This is a genomic window from Streptomyces sp. NPDC054849, from assembly GCF_053610945.1.
In genome coordinates, this window is the sequence record NZ_JBSGZI010000045.1 from 28,832 (window position 1) to 55,003 (window position 26,172).

25 protein-coding genes are annotated in these 26,172 nt (G+C 73.2%); 8 read left to right on the forward strand and 17 right to left on the reverse strand.

The annotated features are described in order from the left end of the window. Positions 1-83: 83 nt before the first annotated feature. From ACWGIF_RS20580 to ACWGIF_RS20600, 5 genes are all read left to right on the forward strand, one after another. Positions 84-533 (forward strand): hypothetical protein, encoded by a 450-nt coding sequence (locus ACWGIF_RS20580; protein WP_453499313.1) that lies wholly within the window; start codon positions 84-86, stop codon positions 531-533. A gap of 596 nt (positions 534-1,129) precedes the next feature. Next, positions 1,130-2,380 (forward strand): polyprenyl synthetase family protein, encoded by a 1,251-nt coding sequence (locus tag ACWGIF_RS20585; protein WP_453499315.1) that lies wholly within the window; start codon positions 1,130-1,132, stop codon positions 2,378-2,380. Next, the gene (crtI, locus tag ACWGIF_RS20590) at positions 2,377-3,915 is read left to right on the forward strand and encodes a phytoene desaturase family protein (RefSeq protein WP_453499317.1); all 1,539 of its coding nucleotides are present in this window, start codon (positions 2,377-2,379) and stop codon (positions 3,913-3,915) included. Before ACWGIF_RS20585 ends, crtI begins: the two co-directional genes overlap by 4 nt. After that, a complete protein-coding gene (locus tag ACWGIF_RS20595) occupies positions 3,912-4,985 on the forward strand; it encodes a phytoene/squalene synthase family protein (RefSeq protein WP_453499319.1) in 1,074 nt (357 codons plus the stop codon). The genes crtI and ACWGIF_RS20595 overlap by 4 nt, the downstream gene beginning before the upstream one ends. Continuing rightward, entirely contained in the window at positions 4,982-5,980 is a 999-nt protein-coding gene (locus tag ACWGIF_RS20600; protein ID WP_453499321.1) for a DUF5914 domain-containing protein, read from the forward strand. Before ACWGIF_RS20595 ends, ACWGIF_RS20600 begins: the two co-directional genes overlap by 4 nt. A 131-nt stretch (positions 5,981-6,111) precedes the next feature. Here the strand turns inward: ACWGIF_RS20600 and ACWGIF_RS20605 are convergent, their stop codons facing one another. The 4 genes from ACWGIF_RS20605 to ACWGIF_RS20620 all read right to left on the reverse strand — a co-directional run bounded on the left by ACWGIF_RS20605 (position 6,112) and on the right by ACWGIF_RS20620 (position 10,374). Continuing rightward, positions 6,112-7,710: an FAD-dependent oxidoreductase gene (locus tag ACWGIF_RS20605; protein WP_453499323.1), complete on the reverse strand. Its 1,599-nt coding sequence runs from the start codon at positions 7,708-7,710 to the stop codon at positions 6,112-6,114. Beyond that, the gene (locus ACWGIF_RS20610; protein WP_453499325.1) at positions 7,662-8,372 is read right to left on the reverse strand and encodes a class I SAM-dependent methyltransferase; all 711 of its coding nucleotides are present in this window, start codon (positions 8,370-8,372) and stop codon (positions 7,662-7,664) included. The genes ACWGIF_RS20605 and ACWGIF_RS20610 overlap by 49 nt, the downstream gene beginning before the upstream one ends. A gap of 9 nt (positions 8,373-8,381) precedes the next feature. Beyond that, complete coding sequence (locus ACWGIF_RS20615; RefSeq protein WP_453499327.1) at positions 8,382-9,593, reverse strand: lycopene cyclase family protein; 1,212 nt, start codon at positions 9,591-9,593, stop codon at positions 8,382-8,384. A gap of 322 nt (positions 9,594-9,915) precedes the next feature. Next, a complete protein-coding gene (locus ACWGIF_RS20620) occupies positions 9,916-10,374 on the reverse strand; it encodes an LIC_13387 family protein (protein WP_453499329.1) in 459 nt (152 codons plus the stop codon). Positions 10,375-10,603: 229 nt separating this feature from the next. On the opposite strand from ACWGIF_RS20620, the gene ACWGIF_RS20625 reads away from it, so the two are divergent. After that, positions 10,604-11,719, forward strand: coding sequence for an AI-2E family transporter (locus ACWGIF_RS20625; RefSeq protein ID WP_453499331.1), 1,116 nt, complete (start codon positions 10,604-10,606; stop codon positions 11,717-11,719). Positions 11,720-11,776: 57 nt separating this feature from the next. Here ACWGIF_RS20625 and ACWGIF_RS20630 read toward each other — a convergent pair whose 3' ends face one another. Then, positions 11,777-12,922, reverse strand: coding sequence for an epoxide hydrolase family protein (locus ACWGIF_RS20630; protein WP_453499333.1), 1,146 nt, complete (start codon positions 12,920-12,922; stop codon positions 11,777-11,779). A 63-nt stretch (positions 12,923-12,985) separates the two neighbouring features. On the opposite strand from ACWGIF_RS20630, the gene ACWGIF_RS20635 reads away from it, so the two are divergent. Beyond that, positions 12,986-13,957, forward strand: coding sequence for a helix-turn-helix transcriptional regulator (locus ACWGIF_RS20635; RefSeq protein ID WP_453499335.1), 972 nt, complete (start codon positions 12,986-12,988; stop codon positions 13,955-13,957). A 53-nt stretch (positions 13,958-14,010) separates the two neighbouring features. Here ACWGIF_RS20635 and ACWGIF_RS20640 read toward each other — a convergent pair whose 3' ends face one another. The 4 genes from ACWGIF_RS20640 to ACWGIF_RS20655 form a co-directional block, all read right to left on the reverse strand. Then, positions 14,011-14,190 (reverse strand): hypothetical protein, encoded by a 180-nt coding sequence (locus ACWGIF_RS20640; protein WP_453499337.1) that lies wholly within the window; start codon positions 14,188-14,190, stop codon positions 14,011-14,013. A 72-nt stretch (positions 14,191-14,262) separates the two neighbouring features. After that, complete coding sequence (locus ACWGIF_RS20645) at positions 14,263-15,486, reverse strand: cytochrome P450 family protein (RefSeq protein WP_453499339.1); 1,224 nt, start codon at positions 15,484-15,486, stop codon at positions 14,263-14,265. A 230-nt stretch (positions 15,487-15,716) separates the two neighbouring features. Further along, positions 15,717-16,847, reverse strand: a complete 1,131-nt coding sequence (locus ACWGIF_RS20650; protein WP_453499341.1) for a hypothetical protein — start codon at positions 16,845-16,847, stop codon at positions 15,717-15,719. Positions 16,848-16,993: 146 nt separating this feature from the next. Beyond that, positions 16,994-18,040 carry a PucR family transcriptional regulator gene (locus tag ACWGIF_RS20655; protein ID WP_453499343.1) on the reverse strand — a complete coding sequence of 349 codons (1,047 nt, stop codon included), beginning with the start codon at positions 18,038-18,040 and terminating at the stop codon, positions 16,994-16,996. 205 nt (positions 18,041-18,245) lie between these two features. On the opposite strand from ACWGIF_RS20655, the gene ACWGIF_RS20660 reads away from it, so the two are divergent. Next, the gene (locus ACWGIF_RS20660) at positions 18,246-18,653 is read left to right on the forward strand and encodes a DUF3224 domain-containing protein (protein ID WP_453499345.1); all 408 of its coding nucleotides are present in this window, start codon (positions 18,246-18,248) and stop codon (positions 18,651-18,653) included. Between the two features lie 13 nt (positions 18,654-18,666). On the opposite strand, the gene ACWGIF_RS20665 is transcribed toward ACWGIF_RS20660, so the two are convergent. The 8 genes from ACWGIF_RS20665 to ACWGIF_RS20700 all read right to left on the reverse strand — a co-directional run bounded on the left by ACWGIF_RS20665 (position 18,667) and on the right by ACWGIF_RS20700 (position 26,060). Beyond that, positions 18,667-19,908, reverse strand: a complete 1,242-nt coding sequence (locus tag ACWGIF_RS20665) for a glycosyltransferase (protein WP_453499347.1) — start codon at positions 19,906-19,908, stop codon at positions 18,667-18,669. Between the two features lie 79 nt (positions 19,909-19,987). Then, positions 19,988-20,245 (reverse strand): DUF6296 family protein, encoded by a 258-nt coding sequence (locus ACWGIF_RS20670; RefSeq protein ID WP_453499349.1) that lies wholly within the window; start codon positions 20,243-20,245, stop codon positions 19,988-19,990. A 161-nt stretch (positions 20,246-20,406) separates the two neighbouring features. Beyond that, positions 20,407-20,760 (reverse strand): PRC-barrel domain-containing protein, encoded by a 354-nt coding sequence (locus ACWGIF_RS20675; RefSeq protein ID WP_453499351.1) that lies wholly within the window; start codon positions 20,758-20,760, stop codon positions 20,407-20,409. A gap of 152 nt (positions 20,761-20,912) precedes the next feature. Next, entirely contained in the window at positions 20,913-21,593 is a 681-nt protein-coding gene (locus ACWGIF_RS20680; protein ID WP_453499353.1) for a YoaK family protein, read from the reverse strand. A gap of 171 nt (positions 21,594-21,764) precedes the next feature. Then, positions 21,765-22,151: a VOC family protein gene (locus ACWGIF_RS20685; protein ID WP_453499361.1), complete on the reverse strand. Its 387-nt coding sequence runs from the start codon at positions 22,149-22,151 to the stop codon at positions 21,765-21,767. 77 nt (positions 22,152-22,228) lie between these two features. Further along, the gene (locus ACWGIF_RS20690) at positions 22,229-24,400 is read right to left on the reverse strand and encodes a xanthine dehydrogenase family protein molybdopterin-binding subunit (RefSeq protein WP_453499355.1); all 2,172 of its coding nucleotides are present in this window, start codon (positions 24,398-24,400) and stop codon (positions 22,229-22,231) included. A 116-nt stretch (positions 24,401-24,516) separates the two neighbouring features. Continuing rightward, positions 24,517-25,509, reverse strand: a complete 993-nt coding sequence (locus ACWGIF_RS20695; protein WP_453499357.1) for an FAD binding domain-containing protein — start codon at positions 25,507-25,509, stop codon at positions 24,517-24,519. Beyond that, positions 25,506-26,060, reverse strand: a complete 555-nt coding sequence (locus tag ACWGIF_RS20700) for a (2Fe-2S)-binding protein (protein WP_453499359.1) — start codon at positions 26,058-26,060, stop codon at positions 25,506-25,508. The genes ACWGIF_RS20695 and ACWGIF_RS20700 overlap by 4 nt, the downstream gene beginning before the upstream one ends. Positions 26,061-26,172 lie beyond the last annotated feature (112 nt).

Genomic DNA, 26,172 nt, shown 5'->3' on the forward strand with positions numbered 1-26,172 from the left:
CACTCGTTCTCTCCCTGCTTGCACTCTCCCGACTTTCCCCTCGCCTACCCTTCCGCCGCCAAGGCAAAGGAGACCGACCCCCCATGTCCCACAACCGCCGCCGTATCCTCGGCGCTGCGCTCGCCCTGCCCGCCACGCTGGCCACCACGAACCTGATGGCCGCCGCTCCCGCCGTCGCTGCGGGTGGTATCGAGGCACAGCCGTGGACCGACCTGCTCCTCGAACCGGGGGTCACCGCCCAGACGGGAGCGACTCCGCAGGTCCGGCTGATCACCATCGCCGGTACGGTCTTCCTCCAGGCGCGCGGCTCGGTGACCTGCAACCTCGCCGCCGACACGAAGATCGCCGCCCTGCCGGCCGGGCTTCGCCCCACCGCCCTGGTCCGCGCCACCGCCCCGCGCAACAACAGCCAGGGCATCAACGCCTGCCGTTTCGAGGTCAACACCGCCGGGTCCGTGACCATCTACGGCGGCAACGCCGGAAACCCGGTCACCTGGGTCCAGTTCGATTCCGTGCAGACGATCTGGCGCTGAGGGCAGCGAGCGGGGGCGGCGTAACGCCTCGCACCCACGCGCCCACGCACCCACACAGGCACGTCCGCACGCCCGCCCGGCCCCGGACCCGACCCGTGCGAAGTCATGGCCCGGCGGCTCGGGCCGGGGCCGCAAGGGGGCGCACACGGGCAGAACGCGTCGGAGCGTCACCAGCACGCCGGCTTCCGACACCGGGACACGAGCGCACGAGCGCACGAGCGCCGACCCGTCCGAACGTCGTAGCGAAGCTCGGTTCTCTGTAACCGGACCCCGAGGCGCCGCACCGGCGGTACGGGCGGCAGCCCGGCCCTCTGAACAGGCAAGACGGCCGCGGAGGTGTAGGCACCCCTCCGGCCCCGCCGCGCAGACCGGCGGGGCACGTCCGTACCGCCGGGAGAAGCCGCGTTGTGATCCGGGCCCGGGAGACTCGCCGCCCCGGGCCCGCTCTGATGCACCCATTGAGGCGATCGGCCGTCCCGGTGTGTCTGAGCCGCTCACCGCGCGGGGGACGAATGACTCGCGCGGCCCGAGCGCATCCGTCCGCCCGGTTAACGCCGAACAGGTGGCACACAGCACTTCACGACACGGAGGACTAGATGCACGCGAAGTCGGATGCTCCCCATCTCGTCAAGACTTCCGAGCGGAAAACCGTACAGTCCTTCCCGCACACCGCCGCAGTCGACGCCGACGTGACCGCCGCCGTCAACCGCGAACTGGAACGTGTCTGCGCCGATTTCGTCGCATACAGCCGCTCACTCGACGCCATCTTCGCCGCCGACGTCGCGGACCGGCTTGCCGCTTTCATCCTCGGCAGCGGCTCACGCATCCGTCCGCGGTTCCTCTGGTGGGCCCTGCGGGCGTGTGGCGGGTCCGACCCCCACGTTCCGGCGGCCCTGCGTGTCGCCGCCGCCCTCGAACTCATCCAGGCCTGCGCCCTCATCCATGACGACGTCATGGACCAGTCGGCTGTGCGCCGTGGCAACCTCTCGTTCCACGCGCAGATAGCGCTTCAGTACCCGGCGGGTGCGCCCCCGCAGGCGCCCGGACCGTCGTCGTTCGCCCACTCGGCCGCGGTCCTCGCCGGAGACCTGGCCCTGTCCTGGGCCGACGACCTGGTCGCCGGAGTCGACCTCGGCCCGCCCGTGCGCACGGACATCCTGCGGATCTGGCGGGCGATGCGGACGGAGATGGTCGCCGGGCAGTACCTCGACCTGCACGGCCAGGCGACCTCCTCCCGTTCGGCAGTCCAGGCCATCCGCATCGTCTGCCTGAAGACGGCCCGCTACACCGTGGAAAGGCCCCTGGCCCTGGGCGCGGCGCTGGCGGGCGCCGACCACGCCACCGTGCGCGCCCTGACCGCCGCCGGCCGCTGCGCCGGCATCGCCTTCCAACTGCGCGACGACCTCCTCGGCGTGTTCGGTGACCCCGAGGTGACCGGCAAGCCCTCGGGGGACGACATCCGCTCCGGCAAGGCCACGTACCTGCTGGCCCTGACCCACTCCCGGGCCCGGGCCACCGGCGCCACCTCCGTCATCGACCTGCTCCAGGACTGCCGGGGGAGGGACGACCTGTCCGGGGCCGCCCTGTCCTCGGTCCGCGCAGCCCTTCAGTCCACCGGAGCTCCGGCGCAGGTCGAGCGGCGCATCGAACGTCTGGTCCGCGCGTCCGAGCAGCACCTCGCCGCGGCGGGCATGCGCGGCCCTGCCGCCCAGCACCTCGCCGAACTGCTCCGACAGGTTGCGTCACCACCGCACCTGTCGACTGCCGCCGCCAGCGCCGCCAGCGCCGGTACCGCCGCCTCCACGACCACCACCGCACCGGCCGGCCACCAGGGAGACGCTGGATGAGGACGATCCCCGGGCGCACCGACCACGTGGTGGTCGTCGGCGCCGGCCTCGCGGGGCTCTCCGCGACCCTCCACCTCCTCGGCGCGAACCGCCGCGTCACCCTCGTCGAACGCGACCCCCTCCCCGGCGGCCGGGCGGGCCTGATCGAGCGGGGCGGCCACCGCTTCGACACCGGCCCCACCGTTCTCACCATGCCGCACCTGCTGGAAGAGGCCTTCGGCGCCGTCGGTCAGAAGATGTCCGACCGGGTGACCCTGAAACCGCTCCACCCCGCCTACCACGCCCGGTTCGCCGACGGCAGCAGCCTCGACGTCCACACCGGCGCCCAGGCCATGGAGGCGGAGGTCGAACGCTTCGCCGGCGGCCGGGAAGCGGCCGGATACAGGCGTCTGCGGCAGTGGCTGCACGACCTCTACCAAGCGCAGACGCGGCGCTTCATCGAGGCCAACTTCGACTCGCCCCTCTCACTCCTGCACCCGGACCTGGCCCGGCTCGCCGCACTGGGCGGCTTCGGCCGCCTCCAGCCGAAGATCGGCCGGTTCATCACGGACGAGCGGCTGCAGCGCGTCTTCTCCTTCCAGGCCCTCTACGCGGGCGTTCCGCCGGCCCGCGCGCTCGCCGCCTACGCCGTCATCGCGTACATGGACACGGTCGCCGGGGTCTACTTCCCCGAAGGCGGCATGCACGCCGTACCCACCGCCCTGTCCGCGGCCGCCGCCGACGCGGGCGCCACCCTCCTGCTCGGGCAGACCGTCACCCGCCTGGAGCGCACCGGTGAGAGGATCACCGCGGTCATCACCGACCGGCAGCGCATCCCCTGCGACGCGCTCGTCCTGACCCCGGACCTCCCCCTCGCGTACCGGCTGCTCGGTGGCCGCCCGCGCCGCCCGCTCGCCCTGCGCCACTCCCCGTCGGCCGTCGTCCTGCACGCCGGCACCGACCGCACATGGCCCGAACTGGCCCACCACACGATCTCCTTCGGCGCGGCCTGGGAGCAGACGTTCCGCGAACTCACCCGCACGGGCCGCCTGATGAGCGATCCCTCTCTTCTCATCACCCGGCCCACCGCCACCGACCCAAGCCTCGCCCCGCCCGGAAAGCACACCCACTACGTGCTCGCGCCCTGCCCCAACACCGACGTCGGCCCCTCCGCCGCGTCATGGAACGATCTGGGACCCCGCTACCGGGACAGCCTGCTGCGCGAGCTGGAGCGCCGCGGGCTGACCGGCTTCGAGGACTCCATCGACACCGAGGTTCTTGTCACTCCCGGCGACTGGGCAGCCCAGGGCCACGCAGCGGGCACCCCCTTCTCCGTCGCCCACACCTTCCCCCAGACCGGCCCCTTCCGCCCCCGCAACCTCGTACGGGGGGCCGCAAACGTGGTACTCGCCGGCTGCGGCACCACCCCGGGCGTCGGCGTCCCGCCCGTCCTGATCTCCGGCCGCCTCGCCGCAGCCCGCGTCACCGGACTGCCCGGTGTCCGCCGCCGGACCGCCGCAGGTCCTCCCGCAGCGACGAAAGGCGACCCCGCATGACGCGACGTGAACTCGACGCCGCCGCCATCATTGACCCGGCCCTGCGTGCGGCCTTCGTCCGCTGCCGGCGTCTGAACGCCCGGCACGGCAAGACGTACTTCCTGGCCACCCGGCTGTTGCCCGCATCCCGCCGCCCCGCCGTGCACGCCCTCTACGGTTTCGCCCGGCTCGCCGACGACATCGTCGACGACCTGACCGCCCCCGTCTCGCCCGGCGAACGTGCCGGCCGTTTGCACGCCCTCTCAAACGACCTCCGCACGGCGATGGAGGGCAGCTCCGCCGACAACCCCGCCGACAACCCCGCCTCCAACTCAGCCGACCACCCCGCCGGCAGTCCCACCCGCAACCCCGCCTCCAACTCAGCCCACCACCCCGCCGGCGCCCCCGCGCGCAACCCCGTCGTCACCGCCGTGGCTCACACCGCGCGCCGCTACCGCATCCCCCACCGCCACTTCGACGACTTCCTCACCTCCATGCGCAGCGACCTCACCGTCACCGACTACGGCACCCTGGACGCGCTGCGTGGCTACATGCACGGCTCCGCGGCCGTCATCGGCCTCCAGATGCTCCCCGTACTGGGCCACACCACGTCCCGGGACGAGGCCGCTCCGTACGCTGCCGCGCTCGGCGAGGCGTTCCAGCTCACCAATTTCATCCGCGACGTCGGCGAGGACCTCGACCGCGATCGCGTCTACCTGCCCGCCGATCTCCTCGCCGCCGAAGGCGTGGACCGGGACCTGTTGCGCTGGAGCAGACGCACCGGCCGCCACGACCCCCGCATCACCCGCGCCCTGCGTTCCGCCACCGCCCTCACCCGGCGCTTCTACGCCGCGGCGGAACCCGGTCTGGACATGCTCGCCCCCGTCTCCCGGCCGTGCGTCCGCACCGCCTTCGTCCTCTACGGGGACATCCTCGACGCGGTCGCCCGCGACGGGTACGCGAGCGTCCACCGCCGCTCCTCGGTCTCCCTCGCCCGGCGGGCGGCCGTCGCGGCGGCCGGACTGGCAAGGATTGCGGCGGTCCGCCTGACGGCCCCCGCCGCCCCCGTACTTGAGGAGCCGTCCCGATGAGCCCCAGAGCACCCCGCCGCCGTCGTCTTCCGGTCAGCCTGCGGCGCGATCCGGTGGCCTGGCACCGGCAGCGACCGACCTGGCGGGACGCATCACCCCGGCTCATCGACACCGCCCTCAAACGGGCGCAGGCCCGGCCCGCCGGCAACTGGTACGTCCTGGGCCCGAGCGCAGCCGTCCGTCCGGACGCCGGCTACGGGCGCACCGTCGAAGGCACGGAGATCGTGGCCTGGCGCGGCACCGACGGCGCCCTCGTCGCGGGCCCCGGCGCCTGCCCGCACCTCGGCGCCCCGCTGGACCGGGCCCCGGTCCGCTGCGGCACCCTGATCTGTTCCTGGCACGGACTCGCCCTCAACGGGACGCCCTTCGCCGGCTGGACCCCGTACCCCTCTCATGACGACGGCGTCCTCGCCTGGGTACGTCTGGACGAACACGGGGGCGAGGAACCCCTCGACACCCCGCCCGTGCCCACCCGTCCGCCGGCCGCCCTCTCCCTGACCGCCGTCTACACCGGTACCGCCGTCTGCGAGCCCGAGGACATCGTCGCCAACCGCCTCGACCCCTGGCACGGTGCCTGGCTCCACCCGTACTCCTTCGTCGATCTCACCGTCCTCGACGACGGCGCCGAGAGCGACGTCCTCACCGTGCGCGTCTCCTTCAAAGTGGCCCGGCGGATGGTCGTGCCGGTCACCGCCGCGTTCACCGCCCCCGGACCCCGCACCGTCGTCATGCGCATCACCGCGGGCGAAGGTGAGGGTTCCGTCGTGGAGACCCACGCCACTCCGCTGGGATGCGGCCGCGACGGCCGCCCCCGCACCCTCCTCACCGAAGCGGTCATCGCCACCTCGTCCCGAACCGGCTTCACCCTCGCCCGCACCGCGGCCCCGCTGCTGCGCCCCCTCATGCGGCGCGCGTCGGGTCGCCTGTGGCAGGACGACTTCGCCTACGCGGAGCGCCGCTGGGACCGACGTAGCACCGGACACTTCCCCGGGTGACCCGAGCGGCATGCGCGACCCGCGCCTGCCGCGCCGGGGCGTCACTGCAGGACAGGACAGCCGTCACTGCACGCCGGCCGTCTCTGCACGAGGGCCTTCACCGCACCCCGGCCGTCACGGCGGGACAGCCGTCAGCGCACGCCGGCCGGCCGCCGCCCGAGGCTCGCCAGCGCCCGGCCCGCGGCAGAACGACCCCCGTCCGGCACCGTCCACAGCGTCTCGCCCCGTACACCCCACCGCTCCAGAAGGGCGTTCGCCGCCAGGAACCCGCTGGTGGCCGCCCGTTCCATCAGCGCGACCGGCAGACCCGTACGCACCAGGTCACCGGCGACCACGACCCGGGCGTCACCCGTGCGCACACCGGGCCGGTCACGGTAGCCGCCGACCGTGAACAGGGGGCAGTCCTCGCGCCACTCGTGCCGGACGTCAACGATCTCGGCGCGCGCCGTCTCCGGGTACACCTCACGCAACCGGCGCGCCAGCCGCTCCTCCACCTCCGGGCGGCGCTCCGCCGGTTCGACGGCATACGCGTGAAGCTCCACCACCGAACCGCCGGTCCGCAACGCCCAACGGTGCGCCTCGCCCTCCCACCGGTCCAGGACGCTGACGTTGTCGAGGCCGCCGAAGCCGCTGGTGCCGAGGAAGCCGTGCCGGTCGCCCGCCACCGCGCGCGACAGCCACAGCCGCGTCACCAGAAACGCCGGCGCCGTCCGCAGCCCGCCGATCCGGGCCCGCCACGCCGGGTCCACCAACTCCGGTGAGGCGCTCACCACCCCCCGCAGTCCTCCGGTGTCCAGGGCCAGCACCACCCCGTCGTACCGCTCGCCCGCCGCTCCCGCGACGACCTCGACCCGGTCCTCGCCGACGGGGCCCACCTCCCGCACCGCCGTGCCCGTGCGGACGTCCACGCCGAGGCCGCCCAGGTACCTGGCCAGCGGCTCCCACAGGGCCTGCGGGAACGGTTCGCGCGGCACGTCGAAGAGCAGTCCCTCGCTGGAACCGAGGAAGTAGATGTGGAACATCAGCACCAGTTCCGCCGCCGACAACGTCGCCGGATCGGCGAAGAAGCTGCGCGAGAACACCTCGAACGCCAGGTGGTGCGCCGCCTCCGGGAAGCGGATCCCGGCCAGGAACTCGGTGGCGCTCACCCCGTCCAGCGACTCGTACACCCCCGGAACGCCGACGTCCAGAAGGGGCAGGGCGGCCCGCGGATTCATCCGTCCCAGATCCCGCCAGCCGAAGGACGGGCTCTGCGCGACGAAACCGAGGGCGCTGAGCGGCGGCGTGCGCGGCACGCGCGCGAAGCTGTCCTGCCCGCCGCTGCGATGGCGCAGCGGATAGTCCGCCAGCCCGGTCAGACCGTTCAGCCCCGGATCGGTACGGCGCAGCAGCGCCCGCAGGTTGTAGTACTGCCGGAAGAACGCGTGGAAGCCCCGGCTCATCGTCACCTCCGAGCCGTCCGCCAGTCGCGTCCGCCAGCCCGCCAGCCGGCCACCGAGCTGCGCGTCCCGCTCGTACAGCGTGACGCGCACACCCCGCTCGGCGAGCACGGTCGCCGCGGACAGACCGGCGATGCCCCCGCCGACCACCGCCACCCGCGGACCGTCCCCCTCGACCCGCTCCCGTCCGCGCCGGCCGTCGATGCGCCGGGCCCGCCGGTCCCGGCCGGGGTAGGACCCACTCACGCGGCGACCCGCCCGACGAAGGTGTGGGTGATTCCCGTCTGCCACCCCGGCAGCGGCAGGACCCGTACGTCCGTGAAACCGGCACCGCGCATCCGCGCGGCGAACTTCTCCGCCGTGTCGAAGCGGAGCACGCTGCGCCACAGGTGCTCGTACAGCCCCGCATCCCCGCCGGCCCGGCCCATCGGCATGATCACCGACCGGCACACCGCCGTCCACAGCGCCCGGTGCAACGGCTTCCCGCTGAGCGCGTACTCGTGGACGGCGATCCTTGCGCCCGGAGCCATCACGGCACGCACGGCGGCCAGCGTGCGATCGGGATCGGGCACGTTGCGGAAGAGGTAGGCGGCGAAGACGGCGTCGAAGGGCCCCTCGACACCGGCCGCGCCGAGCCGGTCGGCCGACGCCTTGACGAAGCGCACCCCGGGAGGCCACCTCTTGTCCGCGGCCCGCTCCAACATGCCTGCCGAGGCGTCCACCCCGGTGATGTCGGCCCGTCCCGCGACCGACAGCAGCGCGGCCGTCGAGGCGCCGGTACCGCAGCCCAGGTCCAGGACGCGGGCGCCGCGGCCCTTGTGCGGCAGACCCAGCCGGCGGGCCGACCGGCGCAGGTGCCCGTGGTAGCCGGGACTCGCCGCGACCATCAGGTCGTAGCGTGCCGCGGCACGGTCGAAGGCAACCGACAGGGCGTCGTCGCGCAGCAGTGACATGACAGCCTTTCAGCGGGGTCCCGGCCCCGCGGCCGGGGCGGATCGGGGAAGCAACGGCAGTTCCAGCAGCGACCGCAGCATGGGAACCACGGGTGTGCGCAGACCGATGCCGAGGTCTTCCAGCGGCGAGGTCGCGCCGTCCAGGAACCGCAGGACCTTCTCGGCCGGCACGGAGGAGAAGAGGTGGGCGAAGAAGGGCCCGCCGGCGACCCGCCCGGTGTCCAGCGCGCGCAGCAGCACCGCATCCATCGCCCGGGCCCGGCGCCCGTGCACGGCCGGCACCCGGGCGGGGGAGCGGCCCGCCCGCACCGCGCCGGCGAGGTGGCGGCTCTGGCGCTGGATCGCCGCGAAGGTGTAGCCCGTCGACGGCCGGGTCGCCCCGCCCGCGGCTCCGATGAAGAAGACCCGGCGCCCCGCGCGGCGGGGGAAGCGGCCGTCGCTCATCGGGATCACTCCCTGCTCACGCCCCCGGACGGTGTAGTCGCCGAGGCCGAGGACCGACCCGCAATAGTGGCGCAGGGCACGCTCGTAGGCCGCGTCGTCCAGGGCGGCGCGGGAGAACTCCGTGTACTCGACCAGTGCTTCGTACCGGCTGACCGGCAGGACGTAACCGAAGGCGAGCCCACGGGACGGCTGGGGGAGGCGGAAGTCCATCAGGGTCGCCGCGTCAGGATCGAAGGCCGGCTCGGGCGTGCGCACGAACCATCCCCTGAAGTGCTGGAGCAGCGTGGTCCGGGCGGCGGGCAGCTGCCGCGGAGGCCGCGAATCGAAGACCAGCCCCGACCGGAGCACGGACGGCGCCCCCGACGCGTCGCGGCCGCGGACCCATGCGGCTCCGCCGGCGTCGTGCGCCGACTCCACCGTCGCCCGTCGCACGTCGACCCCGTAGGCGTCGAGCCGCACCGTCATGGCCGCCTCGAACCGGTCCGACCTCAGCATCTTGTACCGCAGAGGACCCAGCGGCCGATCGATCACCGCGCCGTCCGGAGCGTAGACGCGCAGCCGGTCCCAACTCGCTGTCAGGAGCCCGTCGTACGGCCCGGCGCCCGTCTCCCAGTAGCACCAGGTCCGGGCGGGCGACCGCAGAGGCCCCGGCGGGGCCTCGACGACGATCACGCGCGGCGCCGGCCTTCCCCCGGGGAGCGGCTTGGCGAGCTCGACCGCCAGCGACAGCCCGGCGGCCCCGGCACCCACCACGGTCACATCGGTGTCCCAGCTCAACCCCGGCCTCCCACTCTGCGCGCCCACCGTCCCTCTTCCGTTCCGAACAGGCCGACGGATGCAGTAAACCGCCCGTCGAGGCCCGGACTCCGAGCGACACGGCGGCACGCGGCGCGGGCCGCGAACCCTGCCACCGGCCACAGACGGGGCCCTCTGGTCCGCCTTCGCACCGGAAGGTCGCGCGCATGTCCCGCCCGTGCAGAAGCAGAGACGCGTGGAACGGGTGACGACGTCGCGCGACAGCACCGAAGAGATCAGCGCCGCCGTCCCCTGCGCCCCGACCCGCCCGCGCCCTCTCGCCGGGCGCCGCCCCGGGCCCGGTTCAGGAAACCGCCCGGCGCAGGGACAGGGCGAAGGCGCAGCTGGTGACGGTGAGGACGGCGATCGGCGGCAGGGGCAGGAAGAAGGCGGATATCACCAGGCCGACGAGAGAGGTGGCGAGGAGTGTCCAGCCGAAGGCGGTGCGTCGCTCGACCAGGGCCGGGGAGTGCCGGGCGGCGAGCAGGGCGAGGAGAGCGCAGGAGATGACGAACAGGGCCACGACGGAGCTCATGCCGTTGACGACGTCGAGGGTGCTGCGTTCCAGGCCCAGCAGGTTCGTCTTCGTTGCCCGCATGGCCGCTGAGGTGGCTTCCTGCTGCGGGGTCGGGTCGGCCCAGGCCGCGGCGCCGGTCAGGGCCAGGTGGGCCGTACCCAGCAGCGCGAAACCGCCGACCCCCACCTTGAAGGGCCGCAACGGCTCGGGCTTACGCCTGAGAACAGAGGGGGTGGACGCGCTCACTGTGACTCCTTCGGGGCTGGATCACATCCGCCTCTACATCTGTAGAGGTCCAGACGAGCCGCACTCTACACCTGTAGAGGTACTGCGGCGCGGGGGGTCCGTGTCGAAGGTCCGAGTGCCCGTCAGAAACCCGGCGGCCATCCGGCGGATGGGCGATGCGCGGCCGGACACGATCCTGACGGTCGGCGACCCCGCCCCGATGCGAACGGAGAGTGAATAGGGTGACGCCATGTCTGTCATATTGAGCTCCGCGAAGGCGGCTGCCGCACTCCGTACGTCGGCACGGGTTTCCGCCGAGGTGCTGGTGGTCCTGGTCATGGCGGCGGCGTCGCTGTGGGTGCTGGGCCGGATGTGGTCGGTCGTCTGGCCCCTCATAGTCGCCCTGTTCCTCACCACTCTGACCTGGCCCCTGGCCGCATTCCTGCGCCGCCGGGGGTGGCGGCCGGCTCTGGCCGCCTCCGTGGTGACCGTGCTGTTCCTGCTGGTGGCCGCGGGCATCGTGGCGCTGATCGCCGTGCCCGTGGCCTCCCAGTCGGGCGAACTGGTCGACGGCGTGTCCGAGGGCATCCAGCGACTGCGCGAGTGGGCGGCCGGGCCGCCGCTGAACATCGGTGACGACCAGCTCACCGGCGCCTTCGACGCCGCGATCGCCCGACTCCAGAACAGCGTCGGCAGCGCGGTCTCCACCGTCGTCACGGGGGTGAGCACCGTCTTCAACGGTCTGGTGACCGCCATCCTGGCGCTCTTCCTGATGTTCTTCTTCCTGAAGGACGGCCCCCGCTTCCTGCCGTGGCTGACCCGTCAGCTCCCCGGCCGGCTCGCCACCGACATCCCGGTCGTGGCCGCGCGCAGCTGGCAGACCCTGGGCTCGTTCGTCCGGTCCCAGGCCTTCGTCGGCCTCCTCGACGCCGTGTTCATCGGCCTGGGCCTGTGGATCGTAGGAGTACCGCTGGTGCTGCCGCTGGCAGTTCTGACCTTCGTCTCCGCATTCGTGCCGATCGTGGGAGCCCTTTTCGCCGGCCTGGTGGCGGTGCTCATCGCGCTGGTGTCGAACGGCCTGACGGACGCGCTGATCGTGCTGGCCATCATCGTCGCGGTGCAGCAGCTCGAGGGAAACGTGTTCCAGCCCATGATCCAGAGCCGCAGTCTCGGTCTCCACGCTGCGGTGGTCCTGCTGGCGGTCACCCTGGGCGGCAGCCTGGCCGGCGTCGTGGGCAGCCTGTTGGCCGTACCGGCGGCCGCACTCGTCGCCGTCGTCTGGAACTACCTGCGCGAGCAGCTAGGCGAACCACCGCACGAGACGGAGGCCGGTGAACGGCTTTCCCCTGCTCCTGCACCGTCGTAGGACCGCGCAGCGGGCGCCGACACTCCGGTCGCCCGCCCCCCGAGCGTGTCTTGCCGATCAGCCGCCCAGCGTGCCGAAGAAGGCGCGGACGTCGGTGACGAACGCCTCGGGCTGCTCCAGTGAGAGGAAGTTGCCGCCGCGCTCCAACTCAATCCAGTGGGTGACGTTGTGGTCCCGCTCGGCGAAGCGACGGATGGCGATGTCGGTGTGCAGGGCGACGACCACGCCGGTGGGGACGGTGCCGCGCGGCTTCGGGGCCCAGGCGCTCGGGTCGTGGCCCGACTCGTAGTAGAGGTTCGCCGAGGAGCCGGCCGTGCCGCTGAACCAGTAGACGCTGACGTTGGCCAGCAGGCGGTCCCGGCCCACGGCGTCCTCGGGGAGCTCGGCGGCCGGGTCCGTCCACTCCTTGAACTTCTCGACGATCCAGGCGAGTTGACCGACCGGCGAGTCGTGGAGGCCATAGGCGAGGGTCTGCGGGCGGGTGGACTGGATGGCGTTGAAGCCCATCTTGTCCTGCTGGAACTCCTCCAGCCGGGCCAGCCGTTCCTGCTCGGACGGGGTCAGTCCGTCGAACTCGGCGGGGTCGCCGGAGGGGAAGGTGATCAGCCCGTTGACGTGGACGCCGGTGACCCGGTCCGGGGCCCGGCGGCCCATCTCGGCGGCGATCCAGGCGCCGCCGCCCGTTCCCTGGACGCCGTAGGAGCCGTACCCGAGCCGGTCCATCAGCTCGACGAACGCGCCCGCGATGCGGCCGGTGTTCCAGCCGGCCTCGCCCAGCGGACCGGAGAAGCCGGTGCCGGGCGTGGAGGTCACGATGACGTGGAAGTCCTGCGCCAGGGGCCGGACGACCTCGACGAACTGCACGAACGAGCAGGGCCAGTCGTGCAGCAGGAGCAGGGGGACGGCCGCCGGGTTCTGCGAACGGACGTGGAGGAAGTGGATGTTCTGGCCGTCGATCTCGGTCGTGAACTGGGGGAACTCATTGAGCTCCGCCTCCGCCTTGCGCCAGTCGAAGCCGTCGGCCCAGTACGCGGCCAGGTCCTTCAGGTAGGCGGTGGGCACGCCCCGGCTCCAGCCGGTGCCGGGGGTCTCGCTGCCCCAGCGGGTGCGTGCCAGCCGGTCGCGCAGGTCGTCGAGCTCGCCCTGCGGGACGTCGATGCGGAAGGGGTGGATCCGGGCGTCGGTGGTGCTGCTGCTCTCCATGGGTACGACAGTATTCTCCATATAGGCACAATTCTTTCCTATTGGCGGAACAGGCTGGACCTCATGCTGGACACCTCCGCACGGCTGCTGCGCCTGCTCTCCCTCTTGCAGACCCCCCGGGCCTGGCCCGGATCCGAACTGGCCGAGCGTCTGGGGGTGAGCGGCCGCACCGTTCGCAACGACATCGACCGGCTGCGCGAGCTCGGTTATCCGGTGGACGCCACGCGCGGAGCCACCGGCGGCTACCGTATGGGCGCCGGCGCCGCGATGCCCCCGCTGCTGCTCGACGACGAGGAGGCCGTCGCGGTGACGGTCGCCCTGCGCACCGCTGCGACGCAGGGCGCGGTCCCCGGTGCCGAGGAGACCTCGCTGCAGGCGCTGGCCAAGCTGGAGCAGGTACTGCCCTCGCGACTGCGCCGCCGGGTGCGGACCCTGCAGGCGTACACCGTGGCCGTATCGGCCGACCGCCCGGCCCCGGCCGTGTCGGCGGACGTGCTGACCGCCCTGGTCTCGGCCTGCCGTGACCGGGAACGACTGCGCTTCGACTACCTGGACCACGCCGGATCGCCCACCCGCCGTGTGGTGGAGCCGTATCGTGCGGTGAACTGGGGGCAGCGCTGGTACCTGGTGGCGTGGGACGTCGAGCGTGAGGACTGGCGGACCTTCAGGATCGACCGGATCCAGCCCCGAACTCCGACCGGACCGCGGTTCACCCCGCGCGAACCGCCCGGCGGCGACGCCGCGTCGTACGTCTCCCAGCGGGTGTCGGGCGCGGCCTGGCGCCACTACGCGCGGGTGACCGTACACGCTCCGGCGGCGGCGGTGGCCGAGCGGATCAACCCCGCGGTCGGGACGGTCGAGGCGCTCGACGCCGAGACCTGCGTCCTGGTCACCGGCGCCGATACGGTGCAGACCCTCGCCGTGCACCTGGGCCTGCTCGACTTCGACTTCGAGGTCACCGGGCCCGCGGAACTGGTCGCCCATCTCCGCCGCCTCGCGGACCGCTACGCCCGCTCGACGGCGCCTGCCCGCTGAGGCGGTTCAGATGATGTGGATGCGTTCCAGGGCCCCGTCGGTGTCGCGGATCATCAGGTCGTGCCCCTTGGCGCGCTCGCTCTCGATGAACCGAGCAGCAGGACCGCGCGGTTGATCACGTCGGACTTGCTGACTCCCGACGCGGCGGTGAGCTCGGAGACCACGGTCACGGCGGGAGGGCACATGGTCACCGAGTACCGCTCGGTGTCGGGGTGGGGAGGAAGCTGATCCATGTCACAGGCCCTTCGGTCGGCTCGGCCGGATTCGCCTCAAGACTGCACCAGAAGTGCGCGGATGTGTAGCGGTTATGCGCGCAAGGGGGTGCTGGTGACCGGCAGTTCGCGCAGCGCGCGGAATCGGAAGGTGCCGTTCCAGTGCAGTTGGTCCGCCGGGCGGGCGAGCGCGAGGCGGGGGAGACGGTCGATGAGCGCGCCCAGGGCCAAGGTGAGCTGGAGCCGGGCCAGTGGTGCGCCGAGGCAGTAGTGCATGCCGTGTCCGAGGGCGAGGTGGGCCTTGTCGGCGCGGTCGATGTCGAAGCGGTCCGGGTCCGGGTAGCGGGCCGGGTCCCGGTGCGCGGAGGCCAGGCTGAACAGGACGGTGTCCCCGGCCGGTATCCGTACGCCGCCGATCTCGACCGGTTCGGTCGGGAAGCGGCGGATCGCCGTCTGGTTGGGGCTGGTGTACCGCAGGAGTTCCTCGACCGCGTCCGCCATGCGCGCGGGCCGGGCCCGCAGTTCGGCCAACTGGTCGGGGTGTTCGAGAAGAGTGAGGATGCCGGCGCTGATGACGTGCTGGACGTTCTCGCTGCCGGCTCCCAGGATCAGGAAGGCGAGGGAGACGAGCTCGTCCTCGGTGAGCCGGTCCTCCTCGTCGCGCGCCGCGATCAGGCCCGACAGCACGTCGTCGCCGGGCGCGGCGCGCCGCAGCGCCACGAGGTCGGTGAGGAAGCCGTGGATGTCACCGATGGCCTGGGAGAGCCCCTCGCGGGAACGGGGACTGAGCATGGTCGAGATCCAGGCGGAGAACCGTTCCTGGTCGCCGGCCGGGACGTCGAGCAGAGCGCCGATGACCCGTAGCGGCAGGGGCTTGGCGAACGCGGCCACGAGGTCGGCCTCGCCGTTGCGCCCGATCTGGTCGCCGAGCTGCGTGACCAGGGCGTCGACGGCCGTGCCGATCTCGGCCCGCAGCAGGTCGACGCGGCGGGCGGTGAACCCCTTGGCCACCAGGCGGCGCAGGCGCAGGTGGTCGTCCGGATCGATGTTCAGCAGGTTGCGGTCGAGCGCCGGCGGCAGTGAGAAGCCGCTGAAACCCGTGGACGAATGCCTCTTGTCGACCGAGAGGCGCTGGTCGGACAGGCCCTCGCGCACGTCCCTCTCGCGAGTCACCAGCCACACCGGGGAACCGTCCGGCAGCGCCACCCGGTGCACCGGCCCCGCGGCGCGCAGTTCCGCGTAGACGGCGTGCGGGTCGTCCGTGAACGACGCGCCGAACGGCTGCGGGAGGGCCACGTCTTCCGATGTCTGGATCATGCGTATTCCTTGCGTTCCCGAGGCGGAGGTCGTCGGCGAGGGGCTCGTACCGAGCCTTGATCACCTTACTGAAGTGCCGCACAGGGCAACGGAGACGTGCGGTGGCCGGGCCGCCGTCCCCGCGAGGACGCCGGAGCGGGACCGTACGTGCCGACGGGCGACTCCCCTGGGGGGAGCCGCCCGTGTCGGTCACCGACCCGAGGAGGGGCCGCGTCGAGGAAGGTGCCGCTTCACATCTCGTCGGGTGCCGGGGCGGGTGCCGAGGCCGCGGCCGGGGCGGGGGCGGGGGCGGAAGCGGAGGTGGCGATCAGTGCCGCCGCCAGGTTCTCCTTGCGCATCCGCTGGTCGACGTAGAGGAGGGTCACGAGCAACTGCGGGTAGCTGTACTGGAACAGGGCGGCGACGAAACCGCCGATCAGCGAGACGATCGCGTAGATGACGAATCCGGAGATCATGCTGCTCGGATCCGTGCCGCCCTCGCCCGCATCCGCCATAGCGGGGAAGAGCGCGAACATGCCGACCAGGCTGAACGGCATCTGGATCGCGTAGCCCACGGCCCCCGCCACGAGGTATCCGAGCAGCGAGATGCCGAACACGCGCCACCAGCCACCGCTGACCAGCTGCGAGGAACGCCGCAGGGACGCGACGGGGCCCAGCTCCTCGCACACGGCGACGGCGGACGCGAGGCTGAACCGGGTGAGGAGCCAGACGGCCAGGGGCATGCAGAGGAACAGGCCCAGGAACAGCGCGGTCAGAGTGATCTCCGGGCCGGCATCGACCGCCGCCGACATGATGATCAGCGGGATGCAGATCGCGTACAGGAGGAGCATCGGCCCGCCCACGATCAGCCAGGTGAGCAGAAGGACGCCGAGCACCGACGGCAGCCGGGACCGGCAGCGGCGCCACATCGCGCCGAAGGTGGTGGGGCGGCCGACCACGGCCTCCTGCATCACCGCGGCACACAGGGCGCTGATCATCGCCGCGCCCAGTGTCATCGCGACCAGCATGAGCACGACGGCCGGTATGAAGGCCAGGAACAGGGCCAGCACGTCGTCGCCGGCGGGGCTCTGCCCCGGTGCCAGGTCGAAGACTGCGGAGAACCGGTCCTGTACGGCGGCGGCGGTGACGCCGATCGCGATGGCCACCACCAGGAACCCGATGCCCTGGATGAGGAGCATGATCCCGATCAGGGGCTTCGCGTACCGGCGGAAAGATGAGAAGGCGCCGCCGAGTATCTCGCCGACGGAGAGCGGCTGGAGGGGTATGACGCCCGGCTGCGGCGCGGGCGGCTGCGTCCAGCCGCCTCCCCACTGCGGATTGGGCTGCCCCGGGTACGGTCCCGGCCCCGTGTAGTGCGACATCACTGTTCCCCCTCGTATGAAGGGACACGGTAACCCGCCGTGCTGCGGCGGTACTACACGGGCCCCGCACTCATGGGCCGTTCACGCGCAGGTCAGCGTCGTGCGGGCGCGGCTCGGGCATGCCGGGGGGCCGGCGCGGATCCTTCTCAGCCATCGAGCAGCCGCCATGCGGTGAGGGCGAGTCCGGCCCGCATCAGGCCGGTGGGACCGGTGACGTCGACGCCCAGGGTCTTCCCGATCTGTTCGAGCCGGCGGGCGACGCTGCTGTGGTGCAGGTGGAGCAGGTCGGCGGCCCGGCGCAGGGAGCCGGTGGCGCAGTACGCGTCCAGCGTCTCCAGATCCGCCGGGCTCTCGGCGATCCGGGCGATCGCCGCCACGTCGGCGTTGTCCCGCGCGGCGCCCTCGGGCACGTGGGCGAGCAACGCCAACGCCCCCAGCTCGTCGTACGGGACGACCGGCCGTCGGGGGGTGGCGAAGCGGAGGGCGGTGCGGGCTTCCCGCCAGGACCGGTCGGGGCGCTGCGCGGCGCCGATGCCCGCGAGGACGCCCGGGGGGAACCGGGCCGGATCGATGGCGGTGGCGGTGGCGGTGGCCAGGATGACGCCCACGTCGGCGAGCGGTGCCGCCTTCACCGGGTGGCCCGGGCAGACCAGGCCGCCGACCTGATCGAGCGGCAGCTGCGACCGTACGGCCACGACGCGGACCGGCAGGCCGGCGGCGAACCCGAGGAGCCGCAGCGCACGCGCTCTGGCCGCCTCGTCACTGTCGGCGCTGATCACCAGTTCGACGAGGGCCGGGTCGGCCATGGTGGTACGGGTCGGCCCGTACCGTTCGGCGACGGACGCGGCGGCGATGGCGAGCCGATCGAGGAGCACCTCGTCGAGCGCGTTCGGGGGGCCGGGGCGTTCCAGCCACACCGTGCCGATCTCCTCCTCGTCGAGCGTGATCGGAGCTGCGACGGAGGCGGGTTGGGGAGGGTCGGGGGCCTGCTTGCCGTCGGGCGAGACGCGGATCACCCGTCCCGCGCCGTGGAGCCGGACTCCGGCCACGCATCCGGCCAGTCCCGCCGACGACCGGGCGAGCGCCGGGAGATCCACCCGTCGCCGCATCAGCGTGTCGTAGAACGCGACGATGCGGATCGCGCCGTCGACGTACGAATCCAGTCCCGACAGCCGTAAGGCCAGTGCCTCCATGCCAGGAGGATAGGGCCCCGCGGCGGCGAGGAGGGGGCGCCGAACGGTGCGTGATCGGGGCGGGATGCGCGACGGACGGCGGGTGAACCTCTCCCCGTGGCGAGTGCCGTCCTGTGACCGCGCCCTGGCCGGGCGGGCGCCCCGGCACTCCCGCGTCCGCCGCACGGCGCCGCGCGTTGTCGGACCGGGTCGGTACGGTCGCCCCATGAGAGCTACCGGAACGTTCACCGTCACAGCGTTCGTCCCTGCCGGGCTGCAGCCTGAGCCGGCCGTGTCCACAGGGCTCCCGGTGGGTGTCGCGACGATGGAGAAGCACTTCGAGGGCGAGGTGGCCGGCCGCGCGGCGACCCTGTTCACCGCCGCGTTCGACCAGACGACCGGCGTCGGCACCTACGTGGCCATGGAGTCCTTCGAAGGCTCGCTGCACGGCCGGGACGGCGCCTTCAACTTCGTGCACTCGGCGACGACGTCCGGCAGCGACCGCACCGCCGAGTTCTTCACCATCGTTCCCACGAGCGGCACCGGGGACCTGGCCGGGATCTCCGGCGCCGGAGGCATCGCGATCGACACCGATGGAACGCACCGGATCTGGTTCGACTACCAGCTCGGCTGACGGCGCACGGGTCTCAGCCGAGCCGCTCCAGGGCGGTGAGGACCCGCGCCGCGCCGTCCTCCCGGGCGAGGACGGCCGCGAGGTGGCGGGCGCGGGCGGCGAAGGCGGGGGTCCGGGTCGCCGCGACGATCGCGGCGGCCAGCCGGGGCGCGGTCAGCCGTTGGTAGCGAAGCGGTGGGCCGCAGACGCCCAGAGCGTTGAGGCGGCCTGCCCAGAAGTGCTGGTCCAGCTGGACCGGGACCGGGACCGCCGGGACCCCGGCGCGCAGACCGGCCGCGGTGGTGCCGGCGCCCGCGTGGTGGATCACGGCGGCCGTACGCGGAAACAGCCAGGCGTGGGGCACCTCTTGGACGGTGAGCAGCTCGTCGCCCTCGGCGTGCAGGCCGGACCATCCCGCCTGGACGATGCCGCGCACCCCGGCCCGTCGCAGGGCTTCGGCGACGAGCGCGCTCAGCCGTTCCGCATCTTCGGCGACGAAGCTGCCGAAGCCGACGAACACGGGTGGCGGCCCCGCGGCGAGGAAGTCCAGCAGCCGCGGCGCGGGCCGCCAGCCGGGCGGCGCCGCGGGCCACCAGTACCCGGAGACCTCGTGGCTCCCGGGCCAGTCCGCGGGGCGGCGGACGACCGTCGGGCTGAACCCGTGCAGGACGGTGCGCCCGCGCGGCAGGCCGAGCGGGCCGCCGAACCTCTGCGATGGAAGGCCCAGTTCACGCCGCAGCCCGCCCACCGCCGGGGCGAAGAGCCGGTCGGTGGCGGCCCACAGGGCCTGCGCGGCCAGCCTGTTCCCGTACGGGCCGAACGACCGGGTCCCGGTGACGAGGGGCGGGAAGGCCCCGGTCGGTTCGATCGGCTGCAGGTAGACACCGATGCTGGGCAGTCCCGACGCCTCGCCGAGCGCCGCGCACATGGGATCGGTGAGCGTGGAGCTCAGCAGCACGTCGGCGCCCTGCCGTACGGCGTCCACGACGCCCTCTGTGAGCCGGGGCATGAACGTGCGGGCCATGCGCACCAAGCGGGCCATGGCCACGGGCGGGCTGACCGCTCTGGCCAGTCCCTGGCCGGCCGCGGAAGCCAATTGCTCGCGCGGGTCCACGGGCAGGGGACGGAAGCCGAGCCCGTGGGCCGTCACCGCGCCCTGGAAGCGGCTGTGCGTCGCGATCGTCACCTCATGCCCCGCGGCACGCAGCCGCGCTCCCAACCCGGTGTAGGGGGCGACGTCACCCCAGGAACCAGCGGTCACGATCAGTACGCGCACGACCTCATGATGTCACGACCTCATGATGTCACGTCACTCCAGCGGGCGGGGCTCTGCGGCGGGGCGGGCGCTTCGGGCCTCAGCCGAACTGGTCGCCCTGTCCGGCGCGGCGGGCGCGAACGGGGTGCGTCAGGGCCTGCTGGCCCCCTGAGGGCAGCATCCGGAGCTCGCCCTGGTCGCTGATCTCGGCGCGGATGATCCCGGTGTCGTCGGCGTAGACGGGGTGACCGCCCGGACCGGTCTGCGTGGTGCGCGTGACGACGACGATGTCCATGCCCTCCGCCCCCGCACCCCTGTCGAACACCAGCTCGTAACGATCCTCTTGGTCATCGCCCACTGCGTACCTCCACATCCCGCTGTCGCGTGGCCCGCAGCGGACGGGCCGCGTACCAACGTGCCGCATGAGCCTCGATGACGAGACGCACCACGCGGCACCGGGGTCCGACTGGGGGACGGGGAGTGGGCGGCCCGGCCGGGCGGCAGGGCGGAAGACGGTCGTCACATGAGTGGGCGGATGCCGTAATAGCCGCCGAGCTGCTGCCAGTAGTCCCGGTCCTGGAGATGCTCGTCCCGTACGAAGGCGGGAGCGCCCTTGATCTGGTCCTTCGTCAGCTCGACGTGGATCTTCCTGTCGTCCACGTCGATGCCGGTGACGGTGCCTGCCGGGAGGAGGACCTCCCTGCCGAAGATCCACGGGCCGGTGTCGACCACGAGATAGGCGGATCCGGCCTCGTGGGAGTGCTTGTCGACCTTTCCGATGCTGCCGTCGATCGCCTCCACCTTGTAGCCGGACAGGTCCACGTCCTCGATGTGCCCAAGGGTGAGGCGGTAGGCCCAGACGTTCTCGGTCATGAGAGCACGGCTCCCTTCATCGCGTCCTTGCTGTCACGGCGCGCCTGCCCGGCGGCGTCGCGGATACACCCCACGTCCTCACTGCGTGGCCGGGTCGGCCCGCGACACCGCATCGCCGGGAGGATCTGAGAGGTGGTCATGGGGTCAGGTGGTCAGGTGGTTCGGCCGGCCAGGCCGGCCTTCGCGGCCGCCACCGCGACGGCCGCAAGCAGCACCAGTACGACCACCAGCGCCCACCCCGGCCCGGGACCGGCGTGCAGCAGACCGCCCGCGAGTGCCCCGCAGGCGAGGGTCGCCACCGACAGGCCCCGCCGCCCCGCGGCCGGCCGCCAGGGGTCGGCGGCCAGCCCCGTCAGGGTCCGCGTCGTCACGGTGGTGGTCAGATCCGGTACGCCGAGCCGGTGCACCACCGCGTTCTGCAGCCCCATCCCGGCCGCCAGCGGCACGAGGACGGCATACCGCCCGAGGTCCCACCCCACGGCCGCCAGTGCCACCCCGACCAGTCCTGCCTGAACGGCCGGCAGCGGTGCGAACAGCCGGGCCGGCTCGGCGGCCCGGCGCCACCGCCCACCGGCCAGGGCGCCGCCCAGGAACGCGGCCAGGGCGGTAGCGGACGCGGGCGCCGACGCCTCCCCGGCACCTGCCAGGGCGAAGCCGAGGAAGACCACGTTTCCGGTCATGTTGGCCACGAACACCTGCCCGAGCCCGAGGAAACTCGCCGCGTCCACCAGGCCGCTGACGAAGGTCAGCACCAAGAGCAGCGGTCCCAGCTGGGCGTGGGGATGTCCTTCGGGGTAGAGCCATCGCGCCGGGCCGCGCCGTGCGCCGCTCATCCTCCGCCCCGCCGGGGATGCTCCGCACGCGCGTCCATGCCCACCAGTGGATCACCCGACCCCGGCCGCCGCGACCGTATGCGGCCCAACGGCGGCATGTTCCGTTTCCCCTGCACACCCGCGGCCGTGCACGCCCGCGGCCCTGCCCCTCGACGGCCCGCGTGGCGCGGCTCAGGGGCGGAAGCGCAGCGGATGGTCGGCCGGCACCTCCACGACGGCGATGTGCACGCCGTCCGGGTCGGCGATCCACATCTCGATCAGGCCCCAGGGCTCGCGCAGCGGAGGCCGCAGTACGTCCGCACCCCGGCCGCGCAGTTCCTCGTACGCCGCCTGCACGTCGGCGACCTGGAGCCACAGGCGCATCCCCGGTGCGGGCGGCGCATCGGCGCGCCCCGACACCTCCAGGAAGCCGCCGCCGAGGAAGTAGACCGTGCCGCGCTCGGGACCGGTGCCGAACTCGCGGTAGACGGCGAGCCCCAAAATGTCGCCGTAGAAGGCGCGTGAGCGCTCGGGATCGGTGGGGCGCAGCAGAATTCTGCTGCCCAGTACATGGACCATGGCCACCCTTTCGCTCATGCACCCGTGAGAACCGCCGGCCGCCCCCCGCTTCCGGTCCGCGACCCTCCGCTTCGCCCTCACCCGCCACCGAGGGCCGCCAGGACGCGGTCCGGCGTGAGGGGGAGCTCGCGGATGCGGCGCCCGCTCGCGTGGTGGAAGGCGTTGCCGATGGCCGCCGCCGTTCCGACGATGCCGATCTCGCCGATGCCCTTGCTGCCCATCGGGTTGAGGTGCTTGTCGTGCTCGTCCAGCCAGTGCACCTCGATGTCGGGCACGTCGGCGTGGGCGGGGACGTGATAGGAGGCGAGGTCGCTTTCGACGAAGTCCCCGAAGGCGGGGTCCACGGTGCTGTGTTCGGTGAGGGCCATGCCCAGTCCCATGACCATGCCGCCGACGAGCTGCGAGCGGGCGGTGAGCGGGTTGAGGATGTGGCCGGCCGCGAAGACGCCCAGGAGCCGCCGGACCCGGACCTCGCCGGTGACGGTGTCGGCCTGCACCTGTGCGAAGTGGGCGCCGAACGCGTGCCGCGCGTACGGGGACTTCTGCTTGGCGGAGGGCGTCGTGTCGGCGGGGACGGACACCCCGGCCTCCGGGAGCGGGCCGGTGCGGCGGGCGAGGAGGTCGAGGAGGCTCGTGCAGGCGTCGTGGACGGCCCAGCCCCAGGAGGCGGTGCCCGCCGAGCCCCCCGCGACCGAGCCCTGCGGCAGCGCGGAGTGCCCGATCTCGACCGTCACCCGGTCCAGGGGGACCCGTAGCGCGTCGGCGGCGATCTGCGCGAGGACGGTGCGGGCGCCGGTGCCGAGGTCGGTGGCATTGGTCCGGACGAGGTACGTGCCGTCGGGGAAGGCGTGCGCCCGCGCCGCGGACGGGGCGATGTACACCGGGTAGGTGGCGGCGGCCACGCCGGTGCCGATCAGCAGCGGGCCGTCCCGGCGAGGTGTGCGCTGTGCGGACCAGCCGAACCGGGCGGCCCCCTCCCGCAGGCATTCCACCAGGTGGCGGCTGCTGAACGGCCGGCCGCTGTCGGGTTCGGCGTCCGGCTCGTTGCGGATGCGCAGCTCGACCGGGTCGATGCCGAGGGCCTCGGCCAGCTCGTCCATGGCCGATTCCAGGGCGTACATGCCGGGGCTCTCGCCGGGCGCTCGCATCCAGGAGGGCGTGGGCACGTCGAGGGGGACGACGCGGTGGGTGGTGAGGAGGGCGGGCGCGGCGTACATGACGCGGGCGGGGACGGCGGCCTGTTCGACGAACTCGCGGACGCGGGAGGTGTGGGTGGTGACCTCGTGGGCGAGGGCGGTGAGCGTGCCGTCCGTACGGGCGCCCAGGCGCACGCGGTGCACGGTGGGCGCGCGGTGGCCGACGACGGCCGCGAGGTGGCGCCGGGGCAGCGCGAGGGTGACGGGACGGCCGGTGTGCCGCGCGGCCATCACGGCCAGGACGACGTGGGGGCGGGGGGTGCCCTTGCATCCGAAGGCGCCGCCGACGTGTTCGGACACCACCGTGACGCGGTCCTCGGGCAGACCGAAGAGGGAGGCCAGGGTGGAGCGGACGAGTCCGGAACCTTGACTGGAGTCGTACACGGTGAGGGTCCCGGGCTCGGTGGTGGGACCGGTGTCGGTGTCGGTGTCGGTGTCCGTGTCGGTTCCGGTGAGGGTGCCGGGCTCCCAGTGGGCGGTGGCGGCGTGCGGCTCCATGGGGTGGTTGTGCAGCGGGGGTACGGCGTACACGCAGTCCACACGGACCGGCGCGGCGGCGAACGCGGCGGCCGCGTCGCCGTTCTCGCGGTGGGCGGGGTAGCCGCCGTTGACCCGCTCCGGGGTGTAGGCGTCCGGATGGTCTGCGTGCAGGACGGCGTCGTGGGGCTCGGTCTCGTAGGTGACGCCGACGGCGGAGGCCGCCTCCCGGGCGGCCTCCGGTGTCTCGGCGACGGCCAGCGCCACGTACCAACCGCGGTGGGGCACGTCGGGATCCTGGAGCACGCGGAGGGTGGGGTCGTCGGCGGGGCCGAGGCGGGGCGCGTCGAAGGGGGTGAGGACGGCGAGGACGCCGGGCAGCGCGAGGGCGGCGGCGGTGTCGACGGCGGTGACGCGTCCGCGGGCCACGGTGGCCGGCACCGGCCAGGCGTACGCCCGGTCCGGCGGAGCGTGCTCGGCGGCGTAACGGGCCTTGCCGGCGAGCTTCTCCCGGCCCTCGCGGCGGATGGCGGGGCTGCCGAGGGCGGGTGCCTGCAGGGCGGGGATGGAGTCCATGACGGGTCCTCGCGATCCGGGACGGGACGGGGTCGGGCGAGTGGGTCGGGTCGAGTCGGTTGGGTCGAGTGCGGTGCGGCGAGTAGGGCGAGTAGGGGTCGGGCGGAGGCGGGCGCTCAGGAGCGGGCGCCGCGGGCGAGGGAGTTCAGGACGTCGCAGGCCAGATTGCGGGCGAGCGGGACCTTGAAGGCGTTGTCGCGCAGCGGCTCCGCTCGGTCGAGTTCGGCCTCGACGGCCTCCCGTACGGCACTCTCGGTGGGTACGGCGCCCAGCAGCCGTTCCTCGGCGACGCTCGCACGCCAGGGCCGGTGCGCGAGGCCGCCGAAGGCGAGCGCGACATGGCGGACGCGTCCCTCGGAGATGTCGAGCACGGCGGCGACGGAGGCGAGCGCGAACGCGTACGAGGCGCGGTCCCGGGCCTTGCGGTACCGCGAGGGCAGTCCGGCGCGCACCGCCGGGAGCGTGACCGCCGTGACGATCTCGCCGGGCTCCACGACGGTGTCCAGTTCGGGGTGGTCGCCCGGCAGCCGGTGGAACGCGGTCGCGGCTACGGTACGGGCGCCGTCCGGGCCGCGGAGCTCGACGGCCGCGTCGAGCGCCGCGAGCGCCACGGCCATGTCCGACGGGTGGGTGGCGATGCACTGCGCGGAGTGCCCGAGGACGGCGTGGTCGCGGTGGACGCCGTCGCGGGCGCCGCAGCCGGTGCCGGGCTCGCGCTTGTTGCAGGGTTTGGCCACGTCCTGGAAGTAGGGGCAGCGGGTGCGCTGGAGCAGGTTGCCGCCGGTGGTGGCGACATTGCGCAGCTGGGCCGACGCGCCGGCCAGGAGGGCCTGGGACAGCGCGGGGTAGCGGGTGCGGACGAGCGGGTGGACGGCGAGGTCGGCGCCCCTGACTCCGGCGCCGATGCGCAGGCCGCCGTCCGCGCTGTCCTCGACGGAGCCGAGGGGCAGGCCGGTGACGTCGACGAGGGTGTCGGGGGCCTCGACCCCGAGCTTCATGAGGTCCACGAGGTTGGTGCCGCCGCCGAGGTAGCGGGAGCCGGGCCGCCCGCCGTGGGCGGCGATGGCCTCCGGGAGGCTGGTGGCGCGTACGTACGCGAACGGCTTCACGCGACCCCCCGTCCCTCGCCCGGCGCCTTCGCCGGAGCGGCGGACTGCGACGCCGCGGCCACGTCCCGTACGGCGTCCACGATGCGGGGGTACGCACCGCAGCGGCACAGGTTGCCGCTCATCGCCTCGGCGATCCCGGCGCGGCTGAGGTCCGCGGTCTCGGGGTCGGCGGCGGCCTCGGCGAGCAGGCCGGCGGCGGAGCAGAGCTGGCCGGGTGTGCAGTAGCCGCACTGGAAGGCGTCGCGTTCCAGGAAGGCCTCCTGCAAGGGATGCGGCCCCCGCGTGTCGTCGCCCAGTCCCTCCACGGTGGTGACGCGTGCGCCGTCGTGGGCGACGGCGAGCAGCAGGCAGCTGTTGACCCGCCGCCCGTCGACCAGGACGGTGCAGGCGCCGCACTGGCCGTGATCGCAGCCCTTCTTGGCGCCGGTCAGGCCGAGGTGCTCCCGCAGCAGGTCAAGGAGCGTGACGCGGTGGTCCACGTCGAGTTCGTACGACCGGCCGTTCACCTGCAGCCCGACGCGGGAGCGGGTCTCCTGGATGGGATGCGCCACGTCTGCCCCTTTGTCCCGAAGTGTGAAGGTATCCCCCCTCGGATAACCGGTCCGAGCGGATTTCACACCTCGCGCATGGGGCAAGCGGCCGCATCGGCGCCGAGGCCGGCGG

Bases quoted from the DNA above. Each gene is read 5' to 3' on its own strand.
- ACWGIF_RS20625 (WP_453499331.1), top strand. From the start codon at position 10,604: ATGTCTGTCATATTGAGCTCCGCGAAGGCGGCTGCCGCACTCCGTACG.
- ACWGIF_RS20585 (WP_453499315.1), top strand. From the start codon at position 1,130: ATGCACGCGAAGTCGGATGCTCCCCATCTCGTCAAGACTTCCGAGCGG.
- ACWGIF_RS20650 (WP_453499341.1), bottom strand. From the start codon at position 16,847: ATGTCGCACTACACGGGGCCGGGACCGTACCCGGGGCAGCCCAATCCG.
- ACWGIF_RS20600 (WP_453499321.1), top strand. From the start codon at position 4,982: ATGAGCCCCAGAGCACCCCGCCGCCGTCGTCTTCCGGTCAGCCTGCGG.
- ACWGIF_RS20645 (WP_453499339.1), bottom strand. From the start codon at position 15,486: ATGATCCAGACATCGGAAGACGTGGCCCTCCCGCAGCCGTTCGGCGCG.
- ACWGIF_RS20630 (WP_453499333.1), bottom strand. From the start codon at position 12,922: ATGGAGAGCAGCAGCACCACCGACGCCCGGATCCACCCCTTCCGCATC.
- ACWGIF_RS20685 (WP_453499361.1), bottom strand. From the start codon at position 22,151: ATGGTCCATGTACTGGGCAGCAGAATTCTGCTGCGCCCCACCGATCCC.
- ACWGIF_RS20640 (WP_453499337.1), bottom strand. From the start codon at position 14,190: ATGGATCAGCTTCCTCCCCACCCCGACACCGAGCGGTACTCGGTGACC.
- ACWGIF_RS20660 (WP_453499345.1), top strand. From the start codon at position 18,246: ATGAGAGCTACCGGAACGTTCACCGTCACAGCGTTCGTCCCTGCCGGG.
- ACWGIF_RS20610 (WP_453499325.1), bottom strand. From the start codon at position 8,372: ATGTCACTGCTGCGCGACGACGCCCTGTCGGTTGCCTTCGACCGTGCC.
- ACWGIF_RS20655 (WP_453499343.1), bottom strand. From the start codon at position 18,040: ATGGAGGCACTGGCCTTACGGCTGTCGGGACTGGATTCGTACGTCGAC.
- ACWGIF_RS20680 (WP_453499353.1), bottom strand. From the start codon at position 21,593: ATGAGCGGCGCACGGCGCGGCCCGGCGCGATGGCTCTACCCCGAAGGA.
- crtI (WP_453499317.1), top strand. From the start codon at position 2,377: ATGAGGACGATCCCCGGGCGCACCGACCACGTGGTGGTCGTCGGCGCC.
- ACWGIF_RS20580 (WP_453499313.1), top strand. From the start codon at position 84: ATGTCCCACAACCGCCGCCGTATCCTCGGCGCTGCGCTCGCCCTGCCC.
- ACWGIF_RS20595 (WP_453499319.1), top strand. From the start codon at position 3,912: ATGACGCGACGTGAACTCGACGCCGCCGCCATCATTGACCCGGCCCTG.
- ACWGIF_RS20675 (WP_453499351.1), bottom strand. From the start codon at position 20,760: ATGACCGAGAACGTCTGGGCCTACCGCCTCACCCTTGGGCACATCGAG.
- ACWGIF_RS20635 (WP_453499335.1), top strand. From the start codon at position 12,986: ATGCTGGACACCTCCGCACGGCTGCTGCGCCTGCTCTCCCTCTTGCAG.
- ACWGIF_RS20690 (WP_453499355.1), bottom strand. From the start codon at position 24,400: ATGGACTCCATCCCCGCCCTGCAGGCACCCGCCCTCGGCAGCCCCGCC.